Genomic DNA, 18,954 nt, shown 5'->3' on the forward strand with positions numbered 1-18,954 from the left:
ATGGACTCAATGCATTGCTTCAGACAAATCCGGTCGCCTGTATCGCGAGCAAGCCCGCTCCCACAAGGAGCGCAAAGCTGTGGGAGCGGGCTTGCTCGCGAGGGTATCGATGCGGTGATTCAGCAGAGCCTGCTCATCAGCATCATCATGGCTTTTTCGCCTCGTTGACTTTTGGTTCTGATTGCTCGTTATGCGCTTTCATGGTTTCAAGTGCCGTCTCGGCGGTCATTGCTCTGAGTGTCAGAGTGGCTGTGATTTCTTGCGCCTGGCTCTGCGCTTGCTTCAAGCCTTCGCTTTCCTGGGTAGCCACCCGCAAGCGTTCCTGGAGCAGGGTGCATTCGTTTTGCAGCTGGCTCAGTTGCCCAGTCAACTGTCCGTTGAGGTTGCTCAGCTTGTGTTGCTGGTCGTTGGCCTGGTTCAGCTCTTTGTTCAGGGCTCGGCTTTCGCTCAGTACGCGTTCGTTGTCGCGATGCAACTGGGTGATTTCATCCTGGCGTACCAGTGCGCTCTGCTGAGCCTGGCGCAGTTCCATTTGCACTTGCTGCAATTGACCTTCATGGCGACGCTGATCCTGCTCCCGTTGTTCCTTGACGGCGCTGCGGTAATGTTCAAGGGCATCGCGGGCGTGCAGATGTTTTTCTTCCAGCGAGCGGATTTGCTCGTCACGGTCCTTGAGGCGTAGCTCAAAGTCGCTGCAAGCCTGATTCAGAGCCGCGTTGCGAGTTTGTTCGGTTTGCAGCATGGAGCGGGTGGCTTCAAGGTTGACGGTTTCCTGGTTAAGTGCCGTGCCTTGTATCTCAAGCTGTCGCTCAAGCAGCGCCTGGGCGTTTTGCGCCTCGCCAAGCTGCCCCTGCAACTCGATTTTCAGCTGCTCGTAATGAGCCTGGGCGCGGTCAATCGGCTCTTGCGCCTGCTCCTGCAGGCGCTGAGCGAGGCGGGCGACCAGTTCGGTCAGCTCATCGCCTATCTGTTCCTGAGGCGCCCCGCGGCGCGAGTCGACCTCGTCCAGCTCTTTTAAATACCGATGGATCGTGGTTTTCGATCCGGTATTTCCCATCTCGATACGTACCGCATCAATGCTCGGGTGTTCACCGCGGGCCAGGATCGCCGTGCGTGCAATTTGGACTACCGCTTTGTTTACGCCGCCACGGGCCATGGCATTCTCCTACGATTTTGTACTGTGGTATGTATCATGTATATACATACTATATGAGTCATTTTGGTTTGTCTTTATTTGCAATTCAAGGCACGGGATATACTGGTATTATCCCGTGTTAGAGCCTTTTAACTGTGTTTAAGGCCCGTTTTCAGTACGCCAATCAAGAGAACTGCCCATGAGCGAGCTGGATCGCTACTTAAACGCCGCGACCCGAGACAACACCCGCCGTAGCTATCGGGCGGCCATTGAGCATTTCGAAGTCACCTGGGGCGGATTCCTTCCGGCCACCAGCGACAGCGTGGCGCGCTATCTGGTGGCTCACGCCGGACAGCTCTCGATCAACACATTGAAGCTGCGCCTGTCGGCGATCGCTCAATGGCACAACAGTCAGGGATTTGCCGATCCCACCAAGGCCCCGGTAGTGCGCAAGGTGTTCAAGGGCATCCGCGCATTGCATCCGGCTCAGGAAAAGCAGGCCGAACCGTTGCAGTTGCAGCATCTGGAGCAGGTGGTCGACTGGCTTGAGGGCGAAGCGCAGGCAGCGCAAGCCAGCGCGGATCAACCAGGGCTGTTGCGCGCCAGGCGTGACGCAGCACTGATTCTGCTGGGGTTCTGGCGCGGGTTTCGTAGCGATGAGCTTTGCCGTTTGCAGGTCGAGCACGTACAGGCTGTCCCGGGTGCGGGCATTACGCTGTATCTGCCCCGCAGCAAGAGCGACCGCGACAACCTGGGCAAAACCTTTCAGACCCCGGCGCTCTTGCGTCTGTGCCCGGTGCGGGCCTATATCGAGTGGCTCAACACGGCAGCCTTGGTGCGTGGCGCGGTGTTTCGCGGGATTGATCGCTGGGGCAATCTGGGCGAGGAGGGGCTGCACGCCAACAGCGTTATTCCACTGCTGCGCCAGGCACTGGAGCGCGCCGGCATCCCTGCCGAGCAATACACCAGTCACTCGCTGCGTCGCGGTTTTGCAACATGGGCGCATCAAAGTGGCTGGGATTTAAAGTCGCTGATGAATTATGTCGGCTGGAAGGACGTCAAGTCAGCCATGCGCTATGTTGAAGCGACCCCGTTTGCGGGGATGAGCATGATGGCCGAGAAACAAATTGGTAACTGATCCGTGTCAAGTTGAAAGCCTGAGCGGTGGCCCATAGTTAGAAGGCATGTTTTAGCATTAGCTTTCTTCTATCTATAGCGTCACCTGATAGCTAAAACCAATCGGCAGCATCAGCTTTGCCAATGAGCCAGATACGGAATGTGTTGTTAGGATTCACCTCATCAACTTTTCAACCCTGACGGAGAGTCAACGATGCCTATCATCAACAGCCAAGTAAAACCGTTCAAAGCAACTGCCTACAAAAACGGCAGCTTCGTGGAAGTCTCGGACGCTGACCTGAAAGGCAAGTGGTCTGTCGTGTTCTTTTACCCAGCCGACTTCACCTTCGTTTGCCCAACCGAACTGGAAGACCTGGCTGACAACTACGAAGAGTTCAAAAAACTCGGCGTGGAAATCTACAGTGTGTCGACTGACACCCACTTTGCCCACGCTGCCTGGCACAACACTTCGCCAGCCATCGGCAAGATCCAGTACACCATGATCGGCGACCCTACGCTGACCATCTCCCGTAACTTCGACGTACTGATCGAAGAAGCTGGCCTGGCTGACCGCGGTACGTTCGTGATCAACCCGGAAGGTCAGATCAAGATCGTTGAGCTGAACGACGGTGGTGTTGGTCGTGACGCATCCGAGCTGCTGCGCAAAATCAAGGCTGCTCAATATGTTGCGGCTCACCCAGGCGAAGTTTGCCCGGCTAAATGGAAAGAAGGTGAATCCACCTTGGCTCCATCGCTGGACCTGGTCGGCAAGATCTAAGTCTGTGAAGCATCCAAGGGCGGTGAACCGCACCTAAGTAGTCAGCAGCACCGCCCTCAAAACGCCCGGGCGACATTCGCTCGGGCGTTTTTTTTACACAGAATTCAGTATTAAGGAGATCGCCCGTATGTTGGACGCCAATCTAAAAGCTCAGTTGAAGTCATACCTGGAGCGGGTCACACAGCCGATCGAGATCGTTGCTTCGCTCGACGACGGTGCGAAATCCCGTGAAATGCACGACCTGCTAAAGGAAATCGCCAGTCTTTCCAGCATGATCACCCTGCTGGACAACGGTAACGATGCGCGCAAGCCGTCGTTCTCGCTGAACCGCCCGGGCGGCGATATCAGCCTGCGTTTTGCAGGTATTCCGATGGGCCACGAATTTACTTCGCTGGTGCTGGCCTTGCTGCAAGTGGGCGGCCACCCATCGAAAGCCAGTACCGAAGTGATTGAACAGATTCGCGCCCTTAAAGGGGAGTTCAACTTCGAAACCTATTTCTCGCTGTCTTGCCAGAACTGTCCTGATGTTGTTCAGGCGCTGAACTTGATGGCAGTGCTAAACCCGAACATTCGCCACGTAGCGATTGACGGCGCGTTGTTCCAGGACGAAGTCACCGAACGTCAGGTGATGGCGGTGCCAAGTGTTTACCTCAACGGGGTTAACTTCGGCCAGGGCCGCATGGGGCTGGAAGAGATTCTCGGCAAGCTGGACACCAGCGCCGTGGAGCGTCAGGCCGAAAAAATCAGCGCCAAGGAAGCCTTTGACGTGCTGGTGGTCGGTGGCGGCCCGGCTGGTGCTGCGGCGGCGATTTATGCAGCACGTAAAGGCATTCGTACCGGCGTTGCCGCTGAGCGTTTTGGTGGTCAGGTGCTGGATACCATGGCCATCGAGAACTTTATCTCGGTTCAGGAAACTGAAGGTCCAAAGCTTGCCAGTGCACTTGAAGAACACGTCAAACAATACGACGTCGACATCATGAACTTGCAGCGCGCGGACAAACTGATTGCCGGCAAGGCGGGCGAGTTGCACGAAGTTAAATTCGCCAGCGGCGCTTCGCTCAAGGCCAAGACCGTGATTTTGGCCACCGGTGCCCGCTGGCGTGAAATGAACGTGCCGGGCGAGCAGGAATACCGTAGCCGTGGTGTTGCTTACTGCCCACACTGCGATGGTCCGTTGTTCAAAGGCAAGCGTGTTGCAGTGATCGGCGGTGGTAACTCAGGTGTTGAAGCGGCCATTGACCTGGCAGGTATTGTTGCCCACGTAACCCTGCTTGAGTTCGATACCCAGTTGCGCGCCGATGCCGTATTGCAGCGCAAGTTGCACAGCCTGCCTAACGTGAAGGTCATCACCCATGCGCAAACCACCGAGGTGACTGGCGACGGGCAGAAAGTGAACGGCCTGCGTTACAAGGATCGGCAGTCGGGTGAGGTGCATACCGTGGAGCTTGAGGGCATCTTTGTGCAAATCGGTTTGTTGCCCAACACCGATTGGCTTAAGGGTACGGTCGAGCTTTCGCCTCGCGGTGAGATCATAGTCGATGCTCGCGGTGAAACGTCCATCCCCGGTATTTTTGCTGCCGGTGACGTGACCACCGTACCGTACAAGCAGATTGTGATCGCGGTAGGTGAGGGCGCCAAGGCTTCGCTGAGTGCGTTCGATCACTTGATCCGCTCTTCTGCGCCTGAATAAGCGAGCCAAATAAAAAAACCCATGAGCGATCATGGGTTTTTTTTTGCGTCCGGTATTTACATCGGTTGCGGCTGGATGATTTCTACCCAGTAACCGTCCGGATCTTTAACGAATGCCAGGGACTTCATGCGGCCGTCGTTCAAGCGCTTCTGGAAGTCCACGCCCAAGGTTTCAAAGCGCTCGCATGCGGCACGGATATCCGGCACCGAAATGCAGATATGGCCAAAACCACGGGGATCGGTATTGCCATTGTGGTAGACGACGCTGTCATCGGTTTCCGAGCCGTGATTGTGGGTCAGTTCCAGAATGCCGGGGATGGACTTCATCCACAGCGTGCGTGCTGCGTCGTCTGCCGGGATCTGGGCCTTGTCGACCAGCGCCAGAAAATACAGACTGAATTCGGCTTCAGGGAAGTCACGCTTTTCAACCAGTGAAAAGCCCAGTACGCGGGTATAAAAATCGAGGGACTTCTCGATGTTTTTGACGCGCAACATGGTGTGGTTGAACACGAAGTTTTGGGTAGCGCTATCAGGGGTGGCGGTAACGCCAGGGATGTTGTTCAGGTCTTGCAGGCTCATGAACCCTCCGAAAATGATGCTGGGTGATCGGTCGCTACGATGAGCGTGATGGGAGAATGATACGGAATGTGAAGTCGTGCGCCAAACCTGTTTTCATGGGCAAAGGGCTATTGGTACGAGGTGGCGGTCGCAGAGCAGATGACGCAGAAGGCCTGTGAGATCAATCATCTATTGCCCCCGCTATGGATGGATGCCGGCTGATCTGAGCAAGACCTCTTGCCCGTAAGCTTGCGGTGCGGGTATCGCTAAAGACTCTACATGATGCCAAACGGCAGGTCGCCGCACCTGCTCCACAGCTGATCTTCAAAGGATTTTATATGGCAACTGAACTACATGCCGGGACGCACGCGGGTTACAGCACTCTCGCCTGGAACAATGGACGCGACGTAAATCTGGGCGACGTCATTCGCCAGGTTCCTGAGCTCGTGCTGGGCCGTTATGTGGCCATCGCTTGGTCGGATAGCGGGCCCTATAACATCAGTGCTGCCGAGATCGCTCGCGGTTGGCAGCGATTAGGTGACTTGGCGATTAGTCCTATGATTACGGATATCGCACAGTTGCCTACACCAGGCTTTGATGAATGGTATGTTTTTGAGTGTTTACCAGATCGGGCCAGGCTCTCCAGATTTAGCAGCGCTATCGCATTTCAACCTTTCACAGAGTGCGACAAGGTCAACGGGTTCTGGTCACAAATTGAAGATATGCAGCCAGTGCATGCTCTGCTGGGTGCCTGTCCAGGCCTGCTATTGATAACTCGGGATGCATCAATATATGAGCGAGTGCTTGCGATCTGTTCAGCGGGCGAGTGACATAGCTCAATGGCTATCGCAACAGTGGGTACTGCATAACTTCATAGAGTGAACTTTGCGATCACTTCGTGCGATGACATGACATCGGCATATTCATCACCGAGTATTGCCAGGGTTAATTCATGAACGGTTGTGGCGTCCCACGACTTTCCATGCGCCCCGATGACGGGTACGGCTGTCGTCGCGTCGGACGGAAGGATGATGCTGTAACCGAGCGCTTTTCCCGCACGGACTGTGGCATCCATGCTGTTGTGAATCACAACACCCGTCAGCACCAGACGCTTTACTTGCATCCTTTTAAGAGTGGCGTCTAATTCTGTGCCAATGAAGGCGCAGTTCTCCTGTTTGGTGATGACGGTTTCTCCCTGTATCGGGGCAACGTCTTTCTTTATTTCATTCCAGGGGCCATGAACGTAATAGCTAGATGCAGGCGTCTGCTCATCGTGCTTCACGTGAAGAACCGGCCAACCGTTTGAGCGCCAGTGATTAAGCAGGCGTTGAATTACCGTCAAATACTCCGGATTATTTTTGCCATCCCAGTTCGGGCGATCAATGGCATCTTGAACATCAAGGACAACAAGGGGGATAGAGCCAGATTGATCCTTCATGCAATCTCATTTCCTTTTTGTGGCAGTAGGCCGAGTGAGCTGAGCTGAGCCGCTGCCAGCATATGCCCATCATTGTGCCTGTAGCTGGGGCGTCTGGGTGCCCTGGCTGGACACTTTCGTGGGGGGGTGGACAAATTTCGGGCAAAAAGAAGCCCGCCGAAGCGGGCATGGGGCGCTAGTCCTTTAGCAGCCTCTATCCTGTGACCAACCATGTGAAAAAATTGTGAAGCATCTTGCTCCATCCGTCCCTTTCGGCCGCGCGGGTTGCAGAATACGACTTTTCCTACGCGGCATTGAGTGCTGATCAATATGTGAGCCGGGTTGTGCAGCAAAACAAGTGCGCGTAATGGGCGTGATGCCTGGAGTGATTCCGCAAGGGCGCAAGGTCGATGTTTTAATGACAGACCAAAAATAACGGAACTCTTCATGTCACGATCAGTTGAACAGTTCTGTATAAAGTTAAGTCTTTATAGTTGAGCATTTGAGAGCGACTAACAGCGGTACAAAAAAAGCCCTGCAAGGGCAGGGCTGTTGTCACTGATGGACTTCATGCACGAAGCCAGGTATCTACCGTGGCTGCGCCGTACTCTTCCTTCCAGGCTTTCAAGCCACGATGGTTGCCACCTTTGGTTTCGATCAGCTCGCCGGTATGGGGGTTTTGGTAAACCTTGAGTACTCGCGCCTTACGCTGTTTAGGGGCCGATGAACCCTTTGACGCAGAAGGGTTCGGGTCAAGAATGGCAACGATGTCCCGAAGGTTTTTGCCGTAGGTTTTCATCAGGCCTTGAAGCTTCTCTTCGAACTCGATTTCTTTTTTCAGTCCGGCATCATTTTTCAAGGCTTCCAATTGGGCCAGCTGTTCTTGTAGCGCTTTTTCAGCAGCGCGAAACTCAGCAAGTCTAGACAAAGTCATTACTCCATTCGTAGGTTCGGTGCGATGAAACCGAAGCGAATTAATGATGTTTGGAATGCACAAGATTTGCAGAACGAGCCCCCCAGGAGTTTGATCCTTGGGAGCGCATCCAGTGATGCAAACAATTAAAAGTTCGTATTCGGACAAAAAAATTGTAGTTGTTAATTCCTACGCTGCCAAGTGCTATAAGCGTGCTGTTTGAAAAAGTTTCAAGCAGCACGCTTAATTATTAAGTGGAGGTTAACCGTGCCCGTAACGCCTCGATGAACTCGCCAGGGGGCATGGGTCGCGCAAACAGGTAGCCTTGTAAAAAATCTACCCCTTGAGCGGCCAGGTATTCGCTTTGCTCTTGTGTTTCAACACCTTCGGCAACAATCCCCAGGTCAAGCTTGGCACTCAACTCGATGATGCTGTCCAGAATATGCCTGGACAGGGCATCGACACCAATCAGGGCGACGAAACTCTGGTCGATTTTCAAATAGTCGACGTTGAACTCACGCAAGTAACTCAAGCTCGAATGACCCGTACCAAAGTCATCAATGGCAATCATGACCCCCAGTGTGTGCAATTGACTGAACAATTCATGGGTGGTTGCAGTCGGTACGATTAACTCGCGTTCGGTGAGTTCCAGAACAAGATTGATATGCCCTGGCGCAAAAGCTTCCAGAAAACGACGGCAGTCTTCAACCAGTTCCAGGTTATGACAATGGTGGGCGGCTATGTTGAAGGCTATATGGAAGCCAGGCCCCATGTTGCTGGAGTGGGGTGCAAGCAGTCGTGATGTTTGCTCCATGAGCGAGCGCGTCATGGGCACAATCAACCCCGAGTGTTCTGCAAAAGGGATAAACAGGTCGGGGCGAACCAACCCCTCTGTGGGGTGTTGCCAGCGCATCAATACTTCGGCGCCGGCCCACTGCTTGGTATCACCCCGCACAACGGGTTGGAAGTAAGGAATGAACTCGCCCGCCTCCAGACCGCGCTGCATTTCACTCGAAGGTGAGGAGGAGCGTTGTTGAAGCCTGTGAACGGTTGCTGCAGAAACAGCCCCCAGGAAGATCAATAAACCCAGAAAGCCGGGGTATTCCACAGTGACATGTCGCCAGACTGCGCCCTGGTTAAAGCCTGCGATAACTCGGTAGGGGAACTCGAGTGAAGCCACTGCAGTTTGTGCCACCGGTAAATGTGGAAGCTGCGTCGTGCGTACCTGGCCATAACGATCGATCCAGGCATCCCCCACGGAGATTAATAATTGGGTTTTGTGATTGATCAAGCCCAGTACGTTGACCAGATGAAAGCCATACAGGCTGATCAACGCCCCGCGCTTGTCCCTGGCCTGACGGTAAACCAGTACAGGGTCATTGGGCGTAACAATGGTGCCCGGCATCAGCCACAGTACGCCCCCAGCATAATTGGCAGGGTTGACCGCTTCTTTGTAATTGCCAAATAAAGACGTGCAGTAAATTTGGTTGTCCCACACCAGATTAACGGAGCGAACAAAGGGGCGACGCGTGACCTGTTCTCGCAGGGCGAGCTCAACCTGGGCGCAATCCTGACCCGCCAGCGGCAAGACGACATCGGCGGCAAGGGCTGCATTGTCCAGCATCAAGTCAAATTGACGGACTGCTTCCTGGGCCGTTTGAGTAGCCTCAAGTTTCAAGGAGCGGTTGGCCTGCCAGACAATAATCAAGACCCCCAGCACGACTGGCAACAGCCCACTTAGCACAATCAGCGCATAGCGGTCGGTCCATTTACGGCTCATCTTTAAAGTGAGTGGCATTCAAAATCCTGCTAACACAGAGGTGGGGCTTGGGTGCACGCTAGAGAACAGTAGGAAAAGGGTAGCAGTACGGGCGGGCTATTTTACAATGGGTAAGACAAACAAGATTACGCCATGTAGAATCGGCTTACGCATACAAGAATAACGACTTCTGAAAGCAGAAGCCCTACCGCGTAAGAGATGGATCGAAATGAAGCGATTCGGGTTCCAATTGATCTACGGTGACTTCCTTGCGCGCAGTGTGCGCGGGATCTCCTGCGCGCCACCTGCCAGCCTCAGCATTCTTAGCATATAACCCCTGTTAATTCTAAAAATGACCATGATGAGGCGCCTAATATGGCTGATCTATACGAAAACCCAATGGGCCTGATGGGCTTTGAATTCATCGAATTCGCATCCCCTGTACCCAACACGCTTGAACCTGTCTTTGAAATCATGGGTTTCACCAAGGTGGCAACCCACCGCTCCAAGGACGTGCACTTGTATCGCCAGGGCGATATCAACCTGATCCTCAACAACGAACCCAACAGCGTCGCGTCCTATTTCGCGGCCGAGCACGGCCCTTCGGTATGCGGGATGGCCTTTCGTGTGCGCAATGCTCAGCAAGCCTATACCCGTGCGCTTGAGTTGGGTGCCCAGCCAGTCCATATCCCTACAGGCCCGATGGAGCTGAACCTGCCTGCAATCAAAGGTATCGGTGGCGCGCCCTTGTACCTGATAGATCGTTACGGCGAAGGCAACTCGATATACGACATCGATTTTGTATTCATCGAAGGCGTAGACCGTCATCCGGTAGGCGCGGGCCTGAAGATCATCGATCACCTGACTCACAACGTGTATCGCGGCCGCATGGCGTATTGGGCTAACTTCTACGAGAAGTTGTTCAACTTCCGCGAAATTCGTTATTTCGACATCAAGGGCGAATACACCGGCCTGACCTCCAAGGCCATGACCGCACCGGATGGCATGATCCGTATTCCGTTGAACGAAGAGTCGTCCAAGGGCGCGGGCCAGATCGAAGAATTTTTGATGCAATTCAACGGCGAAGGCATCCAGCACGTTGCCTTCCTCAGTGATGACCTGATCAAGACTTGGGACGCCCTGAAGAAAATCGGCATGCGCTTCATGACTGCACCGCCAGAAACCTACTACGAAATGCTTGAAGGCCGCCTGCCGAACCACGGTGAACCGGTTGAAGAGCTTCAGTCGCGTGGCATCTTGCTGGACGGTTCTTCAGAATCGGGTGACAAGCGCCTGCTGCTGCAGATCTTCTCGGAAACCCTGATGGGCCCGGTGTTCTTCGAGTTTATCCAGCGCAAGGGCGATGATGGCTTTGGCGAAGGCAACTTCAAGGCGCTGTTTGAGTCCATCGAGCGTGACCAGGTGCGTCGTGGCGTGCTGAGCACCGACTAAAAGAAGGGCCGCCGGACCCTGTCCGGCGGCTACCCGACTTCTAAAACAATCCCGCCGCAATATTGATCGTAAACCCCAGTACTGCCGTGTTGAATAAAAAGCCGAGTAATGAGTGGCCCAGCACTGCTTTGCGCATTTCGCGGGTGGCGATGCTCACGTCGGCTGTCTGCACCGCAACATTGAGGGTGAACGAGAAGTACAGAAAGTCCCAGTAGTCCGGGTCCAGCAATCCCTCCGGGAAGCGCAGCGCCGGCTCCGGCCCGTCATTGTTATAAAACAGTCGAGCGTAATGCAGGCTGAAAATGACTCCGATCATCAACCACGAACCCACCACCGTCAGCCCGGTAAAGCCGTAATGAATCAGGCGATCGGTATCAGTGACAATGCTGCCCGACAACTCAAGGGTGACGGCCGCCAGGCTGGCAATTGCGGCTATGCATACGGTAATCAACACCATGCTGGCATTTTCATCTTCTACTTCAGCCGTGCTTTTCACGTCACAGGCCTTGGAGCGGATCACCAGCCAAATCGTCAACGCCAGATACAGCCATACAGCGATGTTCCAGCCCAACAGAAATTTGGTGGTCACTGTGGCGGCCGGAGCGAAAACGCCAACTGCCAGCCCGACCAGAGTGGCGAAGGTCAAGCGGGGGTGGGTGCGTGCAAGGTGCGACATAAACATTCCCTGTTACTGAGTTTACAAGCACCTTAGCACGCACTGCCGGGGGTTAGCCCTGACGCGGTTTGCTTCTTACCAGCTTCATTACCACCACGAAGAATACCGGCACGAACACCACGGCCAAGGTTGCGACGATCATGCCGCCGATAACCCCTGTGCCGATGGCTTGCTGACTGGCGGAACTGGCGCCGGTTGCAAGTGCCAGTGGCACCACGCCCAGGATAAACGCCAGTGACGTCATCACAATCGGGCGCAGTCGCAGGCGGGCAGCTTGCACGGTAGCGTCCACCAGATCATGACCTTCGTCGTAGAGGGTCTTGGCAAACTCGATGATCAAAATGGCGTTCTTTGCCGACAGGCCAATTATGGTGATCAGACCCACTTTGAAGAACACATCGTTGGGCATGCCGCGCAACGTGACTGCCAGCACCGCACCCAGCACCCCGAGCGGCACGACCAGCAGTACGGCAGTCGGGATTGACCAGCTTTCGTACAGTGCCGCCAGGCACAGGAACACGATCAGCAGTGACAATGCCAGCAGGATCGGTGCCTGCGCTCCGGACACCCGTTCCTGCAGCGACAGACCTGTCCATTCAAGCCCAAGGCCTGTCGGCAGCTGGCTGACCAGGCGCTCCATTTCAGCCATCGCCTCGCCGGTACTGTGCCCCGCAGCCGATTCGCCGGAAATGCTGATCGCCGGGTAACCGTTGTAACGCGTCAGCTGGGACGGGCCCTGGATCCAGCGGGCTTCGACAAAGGCCGAGAGCGGGACCATCTTGCCCAGATCGTTGCGCACATTCATTTTGAGCAGGTCCTCGACCTGGCTCCGTTGGTCGCCTTCAGCCTGAACCACTACCCGTTGCATGCGGCCCTGATTCGGGAAGTCGTTGACATAGGCCGAGCCCACGGCCGTTGACAGCACGGCACCGATGTCAGCGAAGGAAATACCCAGCGCATTGGCACGTTTGCGATCGACCTCAAGTTGCACTTGCGGGCTTTCTGCCAGCGCTTCTTCGCGCACATTGGCCAGCACGGGGCTTTTAGCCGCCAGCTCAAGCAACTCGCTACGGGCTTGCATCAGCCTGTCATAGCCGACACCGCCACGGTCTTGCAGACGAAATTCAAAACCGCTGGACGTCCCCAGGCCACTGACCGGAGGTGGAAGGATGGCAAAGGCAACGGCGTCCTTGAGCTCGCTGAAAGCACCATTGGCGCGATCAGCGATAGCGGATGCCGAGTCCTGGGCCCCGCGCTCGGACCAATCTTTGAGGGTGGTAAAGGCCAGCGCTGCGTTTTGCCCGCTACCCGAAAAGCTGAAGCCCAGGATCATTGTGGTATTACCCACGCCCGGCTCGCTGGCGTTGTGTGCCTCAATCTGCTCGACCACCTTGATCGTGCGGTTCTGGCTGGCGCCCGGCGGCAGCTGGATGTCGGTGATGGTGTAACCCTGGTCCTCCACTGGCAAAAAGGAGGAGGGCAGGCGTGCAAAGCACACCACCAGAATCACCAGCAGGGCACCGTATACCAGCAGGTAGCGTCCACTGCGTTTGATCAGGTGCACCACCCAATGTTCGTAACCTTCTGACAGGCGCTCGAACTTCTTGTCGAACCAGCCGAAGAAACCGCCCTTGGCATGATGCTCACCCTTGGCGATGGGCTTGAGCAAGGTTGCACAGAGGGCCGGGGTCAGAGACAGCGCCAAAAATGCCGAGAACAGAATCGAAGTCGCCATCGACAGTGAGAACTGCTGGTAAATCACCCCGACGGAGCCCGGCATGAACGCCATTGGAATAAACACGGCCACCAGCACCAGGGTGATGCCCACAATCGCGCCACTGATCTGGGTCATCGCCTTGCGAGTTGCCTCCCGTGGCGAAAGCCCTTCGCTGACCATGATCCGCTCGACGTTTTCAACCACAACAATCGCATCGTCCACCAGAATCCCGATGGCCAGCACCATACCGAACATGGTCAGTACGTTGATCGAGAAACCCAGCACCAGCATCGTGGCGAACGTTCCCATCAGCGCCACCGGTACCACCAGGGTCGGGATCAGTGTGTAGCGAATGTTCTGCAAGAACAGGTACATCACCGCAAACACCAGCACCATGGCCTCGACCAAGGTGTAGATAACCTTGGTGATCGAGACTTTAACAAACGGCGTGGTGTCATACGGAATGGTGTATTCAACACCGGCCGGGAAATAGCGGCTGAGTTCGTCCATCTTGGCGCGGATCAAGTTGCCCGTATTCAGGGCGTTCGCCTCCGGGGCCAGTTTCACGCTGAACGCGCTGGCCGACTTGCCGTTCAGACGGGTGCCGTATTGGTATTCCTGACTACCGATTTCGACCCGGGCCACATCACTGATGCGTACCGTCGAACCGTCCGGGTTGGCGCGCAGCACAATGTCGCCAAACTCTTGCGGGGTCGACAGCTGGCCTTTGACCAGTACCGTGGCGGTGATTTCCTGGGTGGAACGCCCCGGCAAATCGCCGATGCTGCCCGCGGAAACCTGTGCGTTTTGATTGGCGATCGCCTGATTGACGTCGGCCGGGGTGAGGTTGAAACCGATCAGCTTCTGCGGGTCGATCCAGATGCGCATGGCACGCTCGGCGCCATACAACTGGGCCTTGCCGACCCCGTCGATGCGCTTGACTTCGTTCATAACGTTGCGCGCAAGGTAATCGCTGAGGGCGACCTCATCCAGCGCGCTGGTGCTGTCGGCAGTCAAGGTCACCAGCATCAGAAAGCCCGAGGAGATTTTCTCGACCTGCAGGCCTTGTTGAATGACCGCCTGGGGCAGGCGTGACTCCACCGCTTTGAGACGGTTCTGTACATCGACCTGCGCCATCTCCGGATCGGTACCGGGTTTGAAGGTCGCGGTAATGCTGGCACTGCCCAGGCTGCTCTGGGATTCGAAATACAGCAAGCCATCGGTACCGTTGAGCTCTTGCTCGATCAGGCTGACGACGCTTTCATCCAGGGTTTGGGCCGAAGCGCCGGGGTAGATGGCGTAAACCTCAACCTGTGGCGGTGCCACGTCGGGATATTTGGCTACTGGCAACTGCGGGATGGCCAAAGCCCCCGCCAGCAGAATGAACAACGCAACGACCCAGGCGAAGACCGGGCGGTCGATAAAAAACTGCGGCATGCTCACCGATCCGTGGAGTGTGCGAGAGGGAGTGTCGGGTCATCGATTTGTACGCGCTCGCCTGGGCGGGCGTGCTGCAGGCCTTCGGTGACGATGCGATCACCGGCCTTGAGGCCTGAGGTGACGGCCCAGCGATCATTCTGAGCGCTGCCTAGCTGAACCGCCTGCAAGTGCACACGGTTGTCGGCATCGATCAACAGCACCTGGGCGATCCCCGCGCTGTCGCGCATGATTGCGCGCTGCGGAACGCTGATGCCTTCCTTTTTGAACGCCTGCTCCAGGCGCACCCGCACAAAGCTGCCGGGCAACAAATCATAGTCGGGGTTCGGGAATTCGCTGCGCAGAATGATTTGCCCGGTACTCGGGTCAACCGCTACATCGGTAAACAGCAGTTTGCCCGGTAGCGGATAAAGGCTGCCGTTGTCTCGAATCAATGTGGCTTTGGCTTGTTGCTTGCCGACTTGCTGCAACTCCCCGGCTCGGAATGCTTCGCGCAGGTTATCCAGGTCGCGGGTGGATTGGGTCAGATCGACATGGATGGGGTTGAGTTGCTGGATACGGGCCAGCGGGGTGACTTCACCCTGACCGACCAGAGCACCTTCAGTGACCAGTGCGCGGCCAATGCGACCCGAGATGGGCGCTGTGACGGTGGCGTAACCCAGGTTCAGCCTGGCGCGCTGAACAGCCGCCTGGTTGGCAGCAACGTCGGCATTGGCCTGCTGTGCCGCCGCGCGTGCGTTGTCATGGTCCTGACGGCTGATCGCGTTGATTTCGATCAGTTCGCGGTAGCGCTGGTCTTGCAGTTTTGCCTGCAATGCAACGGCTTCGGATTTGCGCAAGGCTGCCAGTGCGCTGTCCAGATCGGCCTTGAAGGGTGCCGGGTCAATCAAGAACAGGACATCGCCCTGCTTGACCTCAGAGCCTTCAGTGAATACGCGCTTGAGCACGACACCGGCAACCCGGGCGCTGACTTGCGCCACGCGGGGGGCAACCACCCGGCCGCTCAGCTCGTTGCTGACGGACAGGGGCGCGGTGGCGATGACTTCGGTGCGAACTTTTGTCAGAGGCGGTTGGGTTTCAGCGACCGGGCTTTTATCACAGGCGCTGAGGGCCAGGGCCAGCGCCGTAAGGAATAGCGGGGCGAAGAGCTTTTTCAACGATCGTGCCTTCTTAAATAAGCGGGATGTTTCTGTAGGCATGCTAAGCGCAGCACGCAAGGGGCGTTGTGAAGCTATGTAGGGGGTATGTGAAAAAGTGTGAAGGTTATGCTCGTATCCTTGTGAGGTTGTATATCCTTCGGGTTTTCCCCGGTTGTAAGCATTGATTATGCCCACTATTTTGCTGGTCGAAGACGACGCCGCGCTATCGGAGCTGATTGCCAGCTATCTGGAGCGCAATGGCTATCAGGTCAGCGTGATTGCCCGCGGCGATCAAGTGTGTGACAGAGCAAGAAGCAACCCCCCGGATCTGGTGATTCTTGACCTGATGTTGCCCGGGCTCGATGGTCTGCAAGTTTGTCGCTTGCTGCGAACCGAGTCTGCCAGTCTACCGATCCTGATGTTGACAGCCCGCGACGATAGTCATGATCAGGTGCTGGGGCTAGAGATGGGTGCCGACGATTATGTGACAAAACCTTGCGAGCCCCGTGTGTTGCTGGCGCGTGTGCGCACGCTTTTGCGTCGCAGCAGTCTGATCGAGCCTCAAGTGGCCAGTGACCGGATCATCATTGGCAATTTGTGCATCGACCTGTCTGAGCGCACCGTGCATTGGCGCGGGCAGATCATCGAACTGTCCAGCGGCGAGTACAACCTGCTGGTGGTACTCGCACGGCATGCCGGTGAAGTACTTAGCCGTGACCAGATCCTGCAGCGTTTGCGGGGTATCGAGTTCAACGGCACCGACCGTTCGGTGGATGTTGCAATCTCCAAATTGCGGCGCAAGTTCGATGACTGCGCCGGTGAAGCGCGCAAGATTAAGACCGTGTGGGGCAAAGGTTACCTGTTCAGCCGCTCGGAATGGGAATGCTGAATCCATGTTAAAGATTCTGATCCGCCTGTACCTGGTGACCATCGTGACCTTCGCCCTGGCCAGTTATCTGGTGCCCGGGGTAATCGTGTCGCTGTTCCATGATCGCTTCATGAACTACAACGTCGATATGTCTCGGGGCATGCAGACCCTGCTGGTCAAGCAGTTCCATCATCTGCCTCCTGAGCAATGGCCGGCCCTGGCCCGCGAACTCGACGCTCAGTTTGAACCGATGAAGGTCAATCTGCTGCCCATTACTGACTCCAAGTTCAGCGCGCAGGAACAACGCCAATTGCAGCAAGGCAAGGGCGTATTGCGCATTGGCGATTGGGGCTGGCGCACGCTGGTTGTTTCTCCGCTGGACGAACAACTGGCGATTGAATGGGTGATGCCTCCGGACCCCTTCGACATGAGTGTGTTGTATTGGAGTATCAACGTCCTGATTGGCGCTGCCTTGCTGGGCGGCTTGCTGTTGTGGCTGCGTCCGCACTGGCGGGACCTTGAACGCCTGAAACTCACTGCGGAGCGCATCGGTCAGGGGCAACTGAGCGAGCGTACGCAGATCTCCCAACGCTCGAACATTCATGGCCTGGCCACGGTATTCGATGCAATGGCCCAGGATGTGGAGCACCTGCTCAATCAGCAGCGCGACTTGTTGAACGCGGTGTCTCATGAACTGCGCACACCGTTGACGCGCCTGGACTTTGGCCTGGCGCTGGTGCTGTGTGACGACTTGCCGGATGGCAGTCGCGAGCGCTTGCAAGTGTTGGTGGGGCATATTCGCGAACTGGATGAGCTGGTACTGGAACTGCTGTCTTTTAGCCGCCTGCAAAACCCGGCATTGGTTCCAGAGAGGGTGGAGGTGTCGCTTGATGAGTTTATCGACAGCATTCTTGGCAGTTTCGATGAAGCGCTGGAAACCCCCGATATCGTGCTGGATGTGCTACTGCATGGGGCCCAGGACCGTTTCGCCCTGGATCCTCGCCTGACTGCGCGGGCCCTGCAAAACCTGTTGCGCAATGCCATGCGTTACTGCGACAGGCGAATTCAAGTAGGGGTCAATGTCACACCCCAAGGCTGTGAGCTGTGGGTGGATGACGATGGCATCGGGATTCCCGAGCAAGAACGGGAAAGGATTTTTGAACCGTTCTATCGTCTTGATCGCAGCCGGGATCGGGCAACCGGTGGCTTTGGCCTGGGGCTGGCGATCAGTCGGCGTGCGCTGCAAGCTCAGGGCGGAACGCTGAGCGTAGAGCAATCGCCTATGGGCGGCGCTCGCTTCAAGCTCTGGTTGCCGGCTTGAAGCGAGGTATTACGGCTTAGATGGAGCGGCGTTGGCGGCTCACATGCTTCAAGCCTTCAATAATCAACACGACTACCGCGAGCCAGATCGGGCCATAGGTCATCCATTGACCGTCCTCCAGGCTGTCGCCCAGCAACAGGGCGACGGCGACCAGCAGTACAGGCTCGACGTAGCTAAGCAGTCCAAACAGGCTGAATGGCAGCAGGCGGCTGGCCAGGATATACGCGAACCCTGCGGCCGCACTGATGATGCCCATGAGCGGTACCAGCAGATAAAGCGCCTGGCGCTGTTCGCCAAGGTCGACATGGGGACCGGCCAGCACAAACCAGAGGGCTGCCGGGACCATCAACAGCATGTCCAGCCACAGGCCACCCAGATTGTCGATGCCGATCTTTTTGCGCAGTACGAAGTACATCGGGTAACCGATGGCCACGACCAGTGTCGTCCAGGAAAACCCGCCCGTGCGATACAACTCATTGGCCACGCCGATCACGGCCAGGGCCGTGGCTATTTTCTGCAGGTGAGACAAATGTTCGCCGTAAACGATGCGTCCGGTGAGGATCATCGTGAGTGGCAGCAGGAAGTAACCCAGTGACACATCCAGACCATGCCCGTTGAGCGGCCCCCACATGAACATCCACAGCTGCAGGCCAACCAGGAAGCTGGTCAGCAGTACGCAAGGAATCAGTAGAGGTTTGTCGCGTAAACGATTGAAAATTATAGGAACCCATTTCCAATCGCCGGAGAGGCATATAAACAGGGTCATGAAGGGCAGCGAGATCAGTATTCGCCAGCCGAAGATTTCCTGGCCATCAAGGGGCCAAAGAACGGAAGTGAAGTAGTACAAGACGCCGAACAGGCAGGAAGCCAAAATCGATAGAACAATACCTTTAGACACAACAACCTCAATGGATCTACAACGTTACTCGTTTGAGTGGGCACATAGCTTGAGGCTGTTGGGGGTCGGTGGCAAATGTCA

At 56.0% G+C, this 18,954-nt stretch carries 16 protein-coding genes; 7 read left to right on the forward strand and 9 right to left on the reverse strand.

Going from position 1 to position 18,954, the window contains the following annotated elements:
• Positions 1-145: 145 nt before the first annotated feature.
• A complete protein-coding gene (locus tag RGV06_RS01445; protein WP_046810774.1) occupies positions 146-1,156 on the reverse strand; it encodes a DNA-binding protein in 1,011 nt (336 codons plus the stop codon).
• Between the two features lie 178 nt (positions 1,157-1,334).
• Here RGV06_RS01445 and RGV06_RS01450 point away from each other — a divergent pair, with 178 nt between their 5' ends.
• From RGV06_RS01450 to ahpF, 3 genes are all read left to right on the forward strand, one after another.
• Positions 1,335-2,273, forward strand: coding sequence for a site-specific integrase (locus RGV06_RS01450; RefSeq protein ID WP_046810773.1), 939 nt, complete (start codon positions 1,335-1,337; stop codon positions 2,271-2,273).
• 192 nt (positions 2,274-2,465) lie between these two features.
• Positions 2,466-3,029 carry an alkyl hydroperoxide reductase subunit C gene (gene ahpC / locus RGV06_RS01455; protein WP_016780891.1) on the forward strand — a complete coding sequence of 188 codons (564 nt, stop codon included), beginning with the start codon at positions 2,466-2,468 and terminating at the stop codon, positions 3,027-3,029.
• A 127-nt stretch (positions 3,030-3,156) separates the two neighbouring features.
• Complete coding sequence (ahpF, locus tag RGV06_RS01460; protein ID WP_019827141.1) at positions 3,157-4,719, forward strand: alkyl hydroperoxide reductase subunit F; 1,563 nt, start codon at positions 3,157-3,159, stop codon at positions 4,717-4,719.
• 56 nt (positions 4,720-4,775) lie between these two features.
• On the opposite strand, the gene gloA is transcribed toward ahpF, so the two are convergent.
• Positions 4,776-5,297, reverse strand: coding sequence for a lactoylglutathione lyase (gloA, locus tag RGV06_RS01465; protein ID WP_019827139.1), 522 nt, complete (start codon positions 5,295-5,297; stop codon positions 4,776-4,778).
• A gap of 317 nt (positions 5,298-5,614) precedes the next feature.
• On the opposite strand from gloA, the gene RGV06_RS01470 reads away from it, so the two are divergent.
• On the forward strand, positions 5,615-6,106 hold the full coding sequence (locus tag RGV06_RS01470; RefSeq protein ID WP_046810772.1) for a hypothetical protein: 492 nt from the start codon (positions 5,615-5,617) through the stop codon (positions 6,104-6,106).
• Between the two features lie 41 nt (positions 6,107-6,147).
• Here RGV06_RS01470 and RGV06_RS01475 read toward each other — a convergent pair whose 3' ends face one another.
• The 3 genes from RGV06_RS01475 to RGV06_RS01485 form a co-directional block, all read right to left on the reverse strand.
• Positions 6,148-6,714, reverse strand: coding sequence for an isochorismatase family protein (locus RGV06_RS01475; protein ID WP_046810771.1), 567 nt, complete (start codon positions 6,712-6,714; stop codon positions 6,148-6,150).
• 547 nt (positions 6,715-7,261) lie between these two features.
• Positions 7,262-7,621 carry a histone-like nucleoid-structuring protein, MvaT/MvaU family gene (locus tag RGV06_RS01480; RefSeq protein WP_019827136.1) on the reverse strand — a complete coding sequence of 120 codons (360 nt, stop codon included), beginning with the start codon at positions 7,619-7,621 and terminating at the stop codon, positions 7,262-7,264.
• Positions 7,622-7,856: 235 nt separating this feature from the next.
• On the reverse strand, positions 7,857-9,404 hold the full coding sequence (locus RGV06_RS01485) for an EAL domain-containing protein (protein WP_048351921.1): 1,548 nt from the start codon (positions 9,402-9,404) through the stop codon (positions 7,857-7,859).
• Positions 9,405-9,740: 336 nt separating this feature from the next.
• Here RGV06_RS01485 and hppD point away from each other — a divergent pair, with 336 nt between their 5' ends.
• Positions 9,741-10,817, forward strand: a complete 1,077-nt coding sequence (gene hppD / locus RGV06_RS01490) for a 4-hydroxyphenylpyruvate dioxygenase (RefSeq protein ID WP_019827134.1) — start codon at positions 9,741-9,743, stop codon at positions 10,815-10,817.
• Between the two features lie 40 nt (positions 10,818-10,857).
• Here hppD and RGV06_RS01495 read toward each other — a convergent pair whose 3' ends face one another.
• Genes RGV06_RS01495 through RGV06_RS01505 form a run of 3 tightly spaced genes read right to left on the reverse strand, consistent with a single transcriptional unit; the run spans position 10,858 to position 15,804 of the window.
• On the reverse strand, positions 10,858-11,493 hold the full coding sequence (locus tag RGV06_RS01495) for a DUF1345 domain-containing protein (RefSeq protein ID WP_019827133.1): 636 nt from the start codon (positions 11,491-11,493) through the stop codon (positions 10,858-10,860).
• Positions 11,494-11,545: 52 nt separating this feature from the next.
• A complete protein-coding gene (locus RGV06_RS01500) occupies positions 11,546-14,647 on the reverse strand; it encodes an efflux RND transporter permease subunit (protein ID WP_322149164.1) in 3,102 nt (1,033 codons plus the stop codon).
• Between the two features lie 2 nt (positions 14,648-14,649).
• Positions 14,650-15,804: an efflux RND transporter periplasmic adaptor subunit gene (locus RGV06_RS01505; RefSeq protein WP_019827131.1), complete on the reverse strand. Its 1,155-nt coding sequence runs from the start codon at positions 15,802-15,804 to the stop codon at positions 14,650-14,652.
• Between the two features lie 169 nt (positions 15,805-15,973).
• On the opposite strand from RGV06_RS01505, the gene RGV06_RS01510 reads away from it, so the two are divergent.
• A complete protein-coding gene (locus tag RGV06_RS01510; RefSeq protein WP_019827130.1) occupies positions 15,974-16,675 on the forward strand; it encodes a response regulator transcription factor in 702 nt (233 codons plus the stop codon).
• A 4-nt stretch (positions 16,676-16,679) separates the two neighbouring features.
• On the forward strand, positions 16,680-17,975 hold the full coding sequence (locus tag RGV06_RS01515; RefSeq protein ID WP_019827129.1) for an ATP-binding protein: 1,296 nt from the start codon (positions 16,680-16,682) through the stop codon (positions 17,973-17,975).
• 16 nt (positions 17,976-17,991) lie between these two features.
• On the opposite strand, the gene rarD is transcribed toward RGV06_RS01515, so the two are convergent.
• Complete coding sequence (gene rarD, locus RGV06_RS01520; protein ID WP_019827127.1) at positions 17,992-18,873, reverse strand: EamA family transporter RarD; 882 nt, start codon at positions 18,871-18,873, stop codon at positions 17,992-17,994.
• Positions 18,874-18,954 lie beyond the last annotated feature (81 nt).

The organism is Pseudomonas sp. CCI3.1 (genome assembly GCF_034313985.1).
GTDB classification, from domain to species: domain Bacteria; phylum Pseudomonadota; class Gammaproteobacteria; order Pseudomonadales; family Pseudomonadaceae; genus Aquipseudomonas; species Aquipseudomonas psychrophila.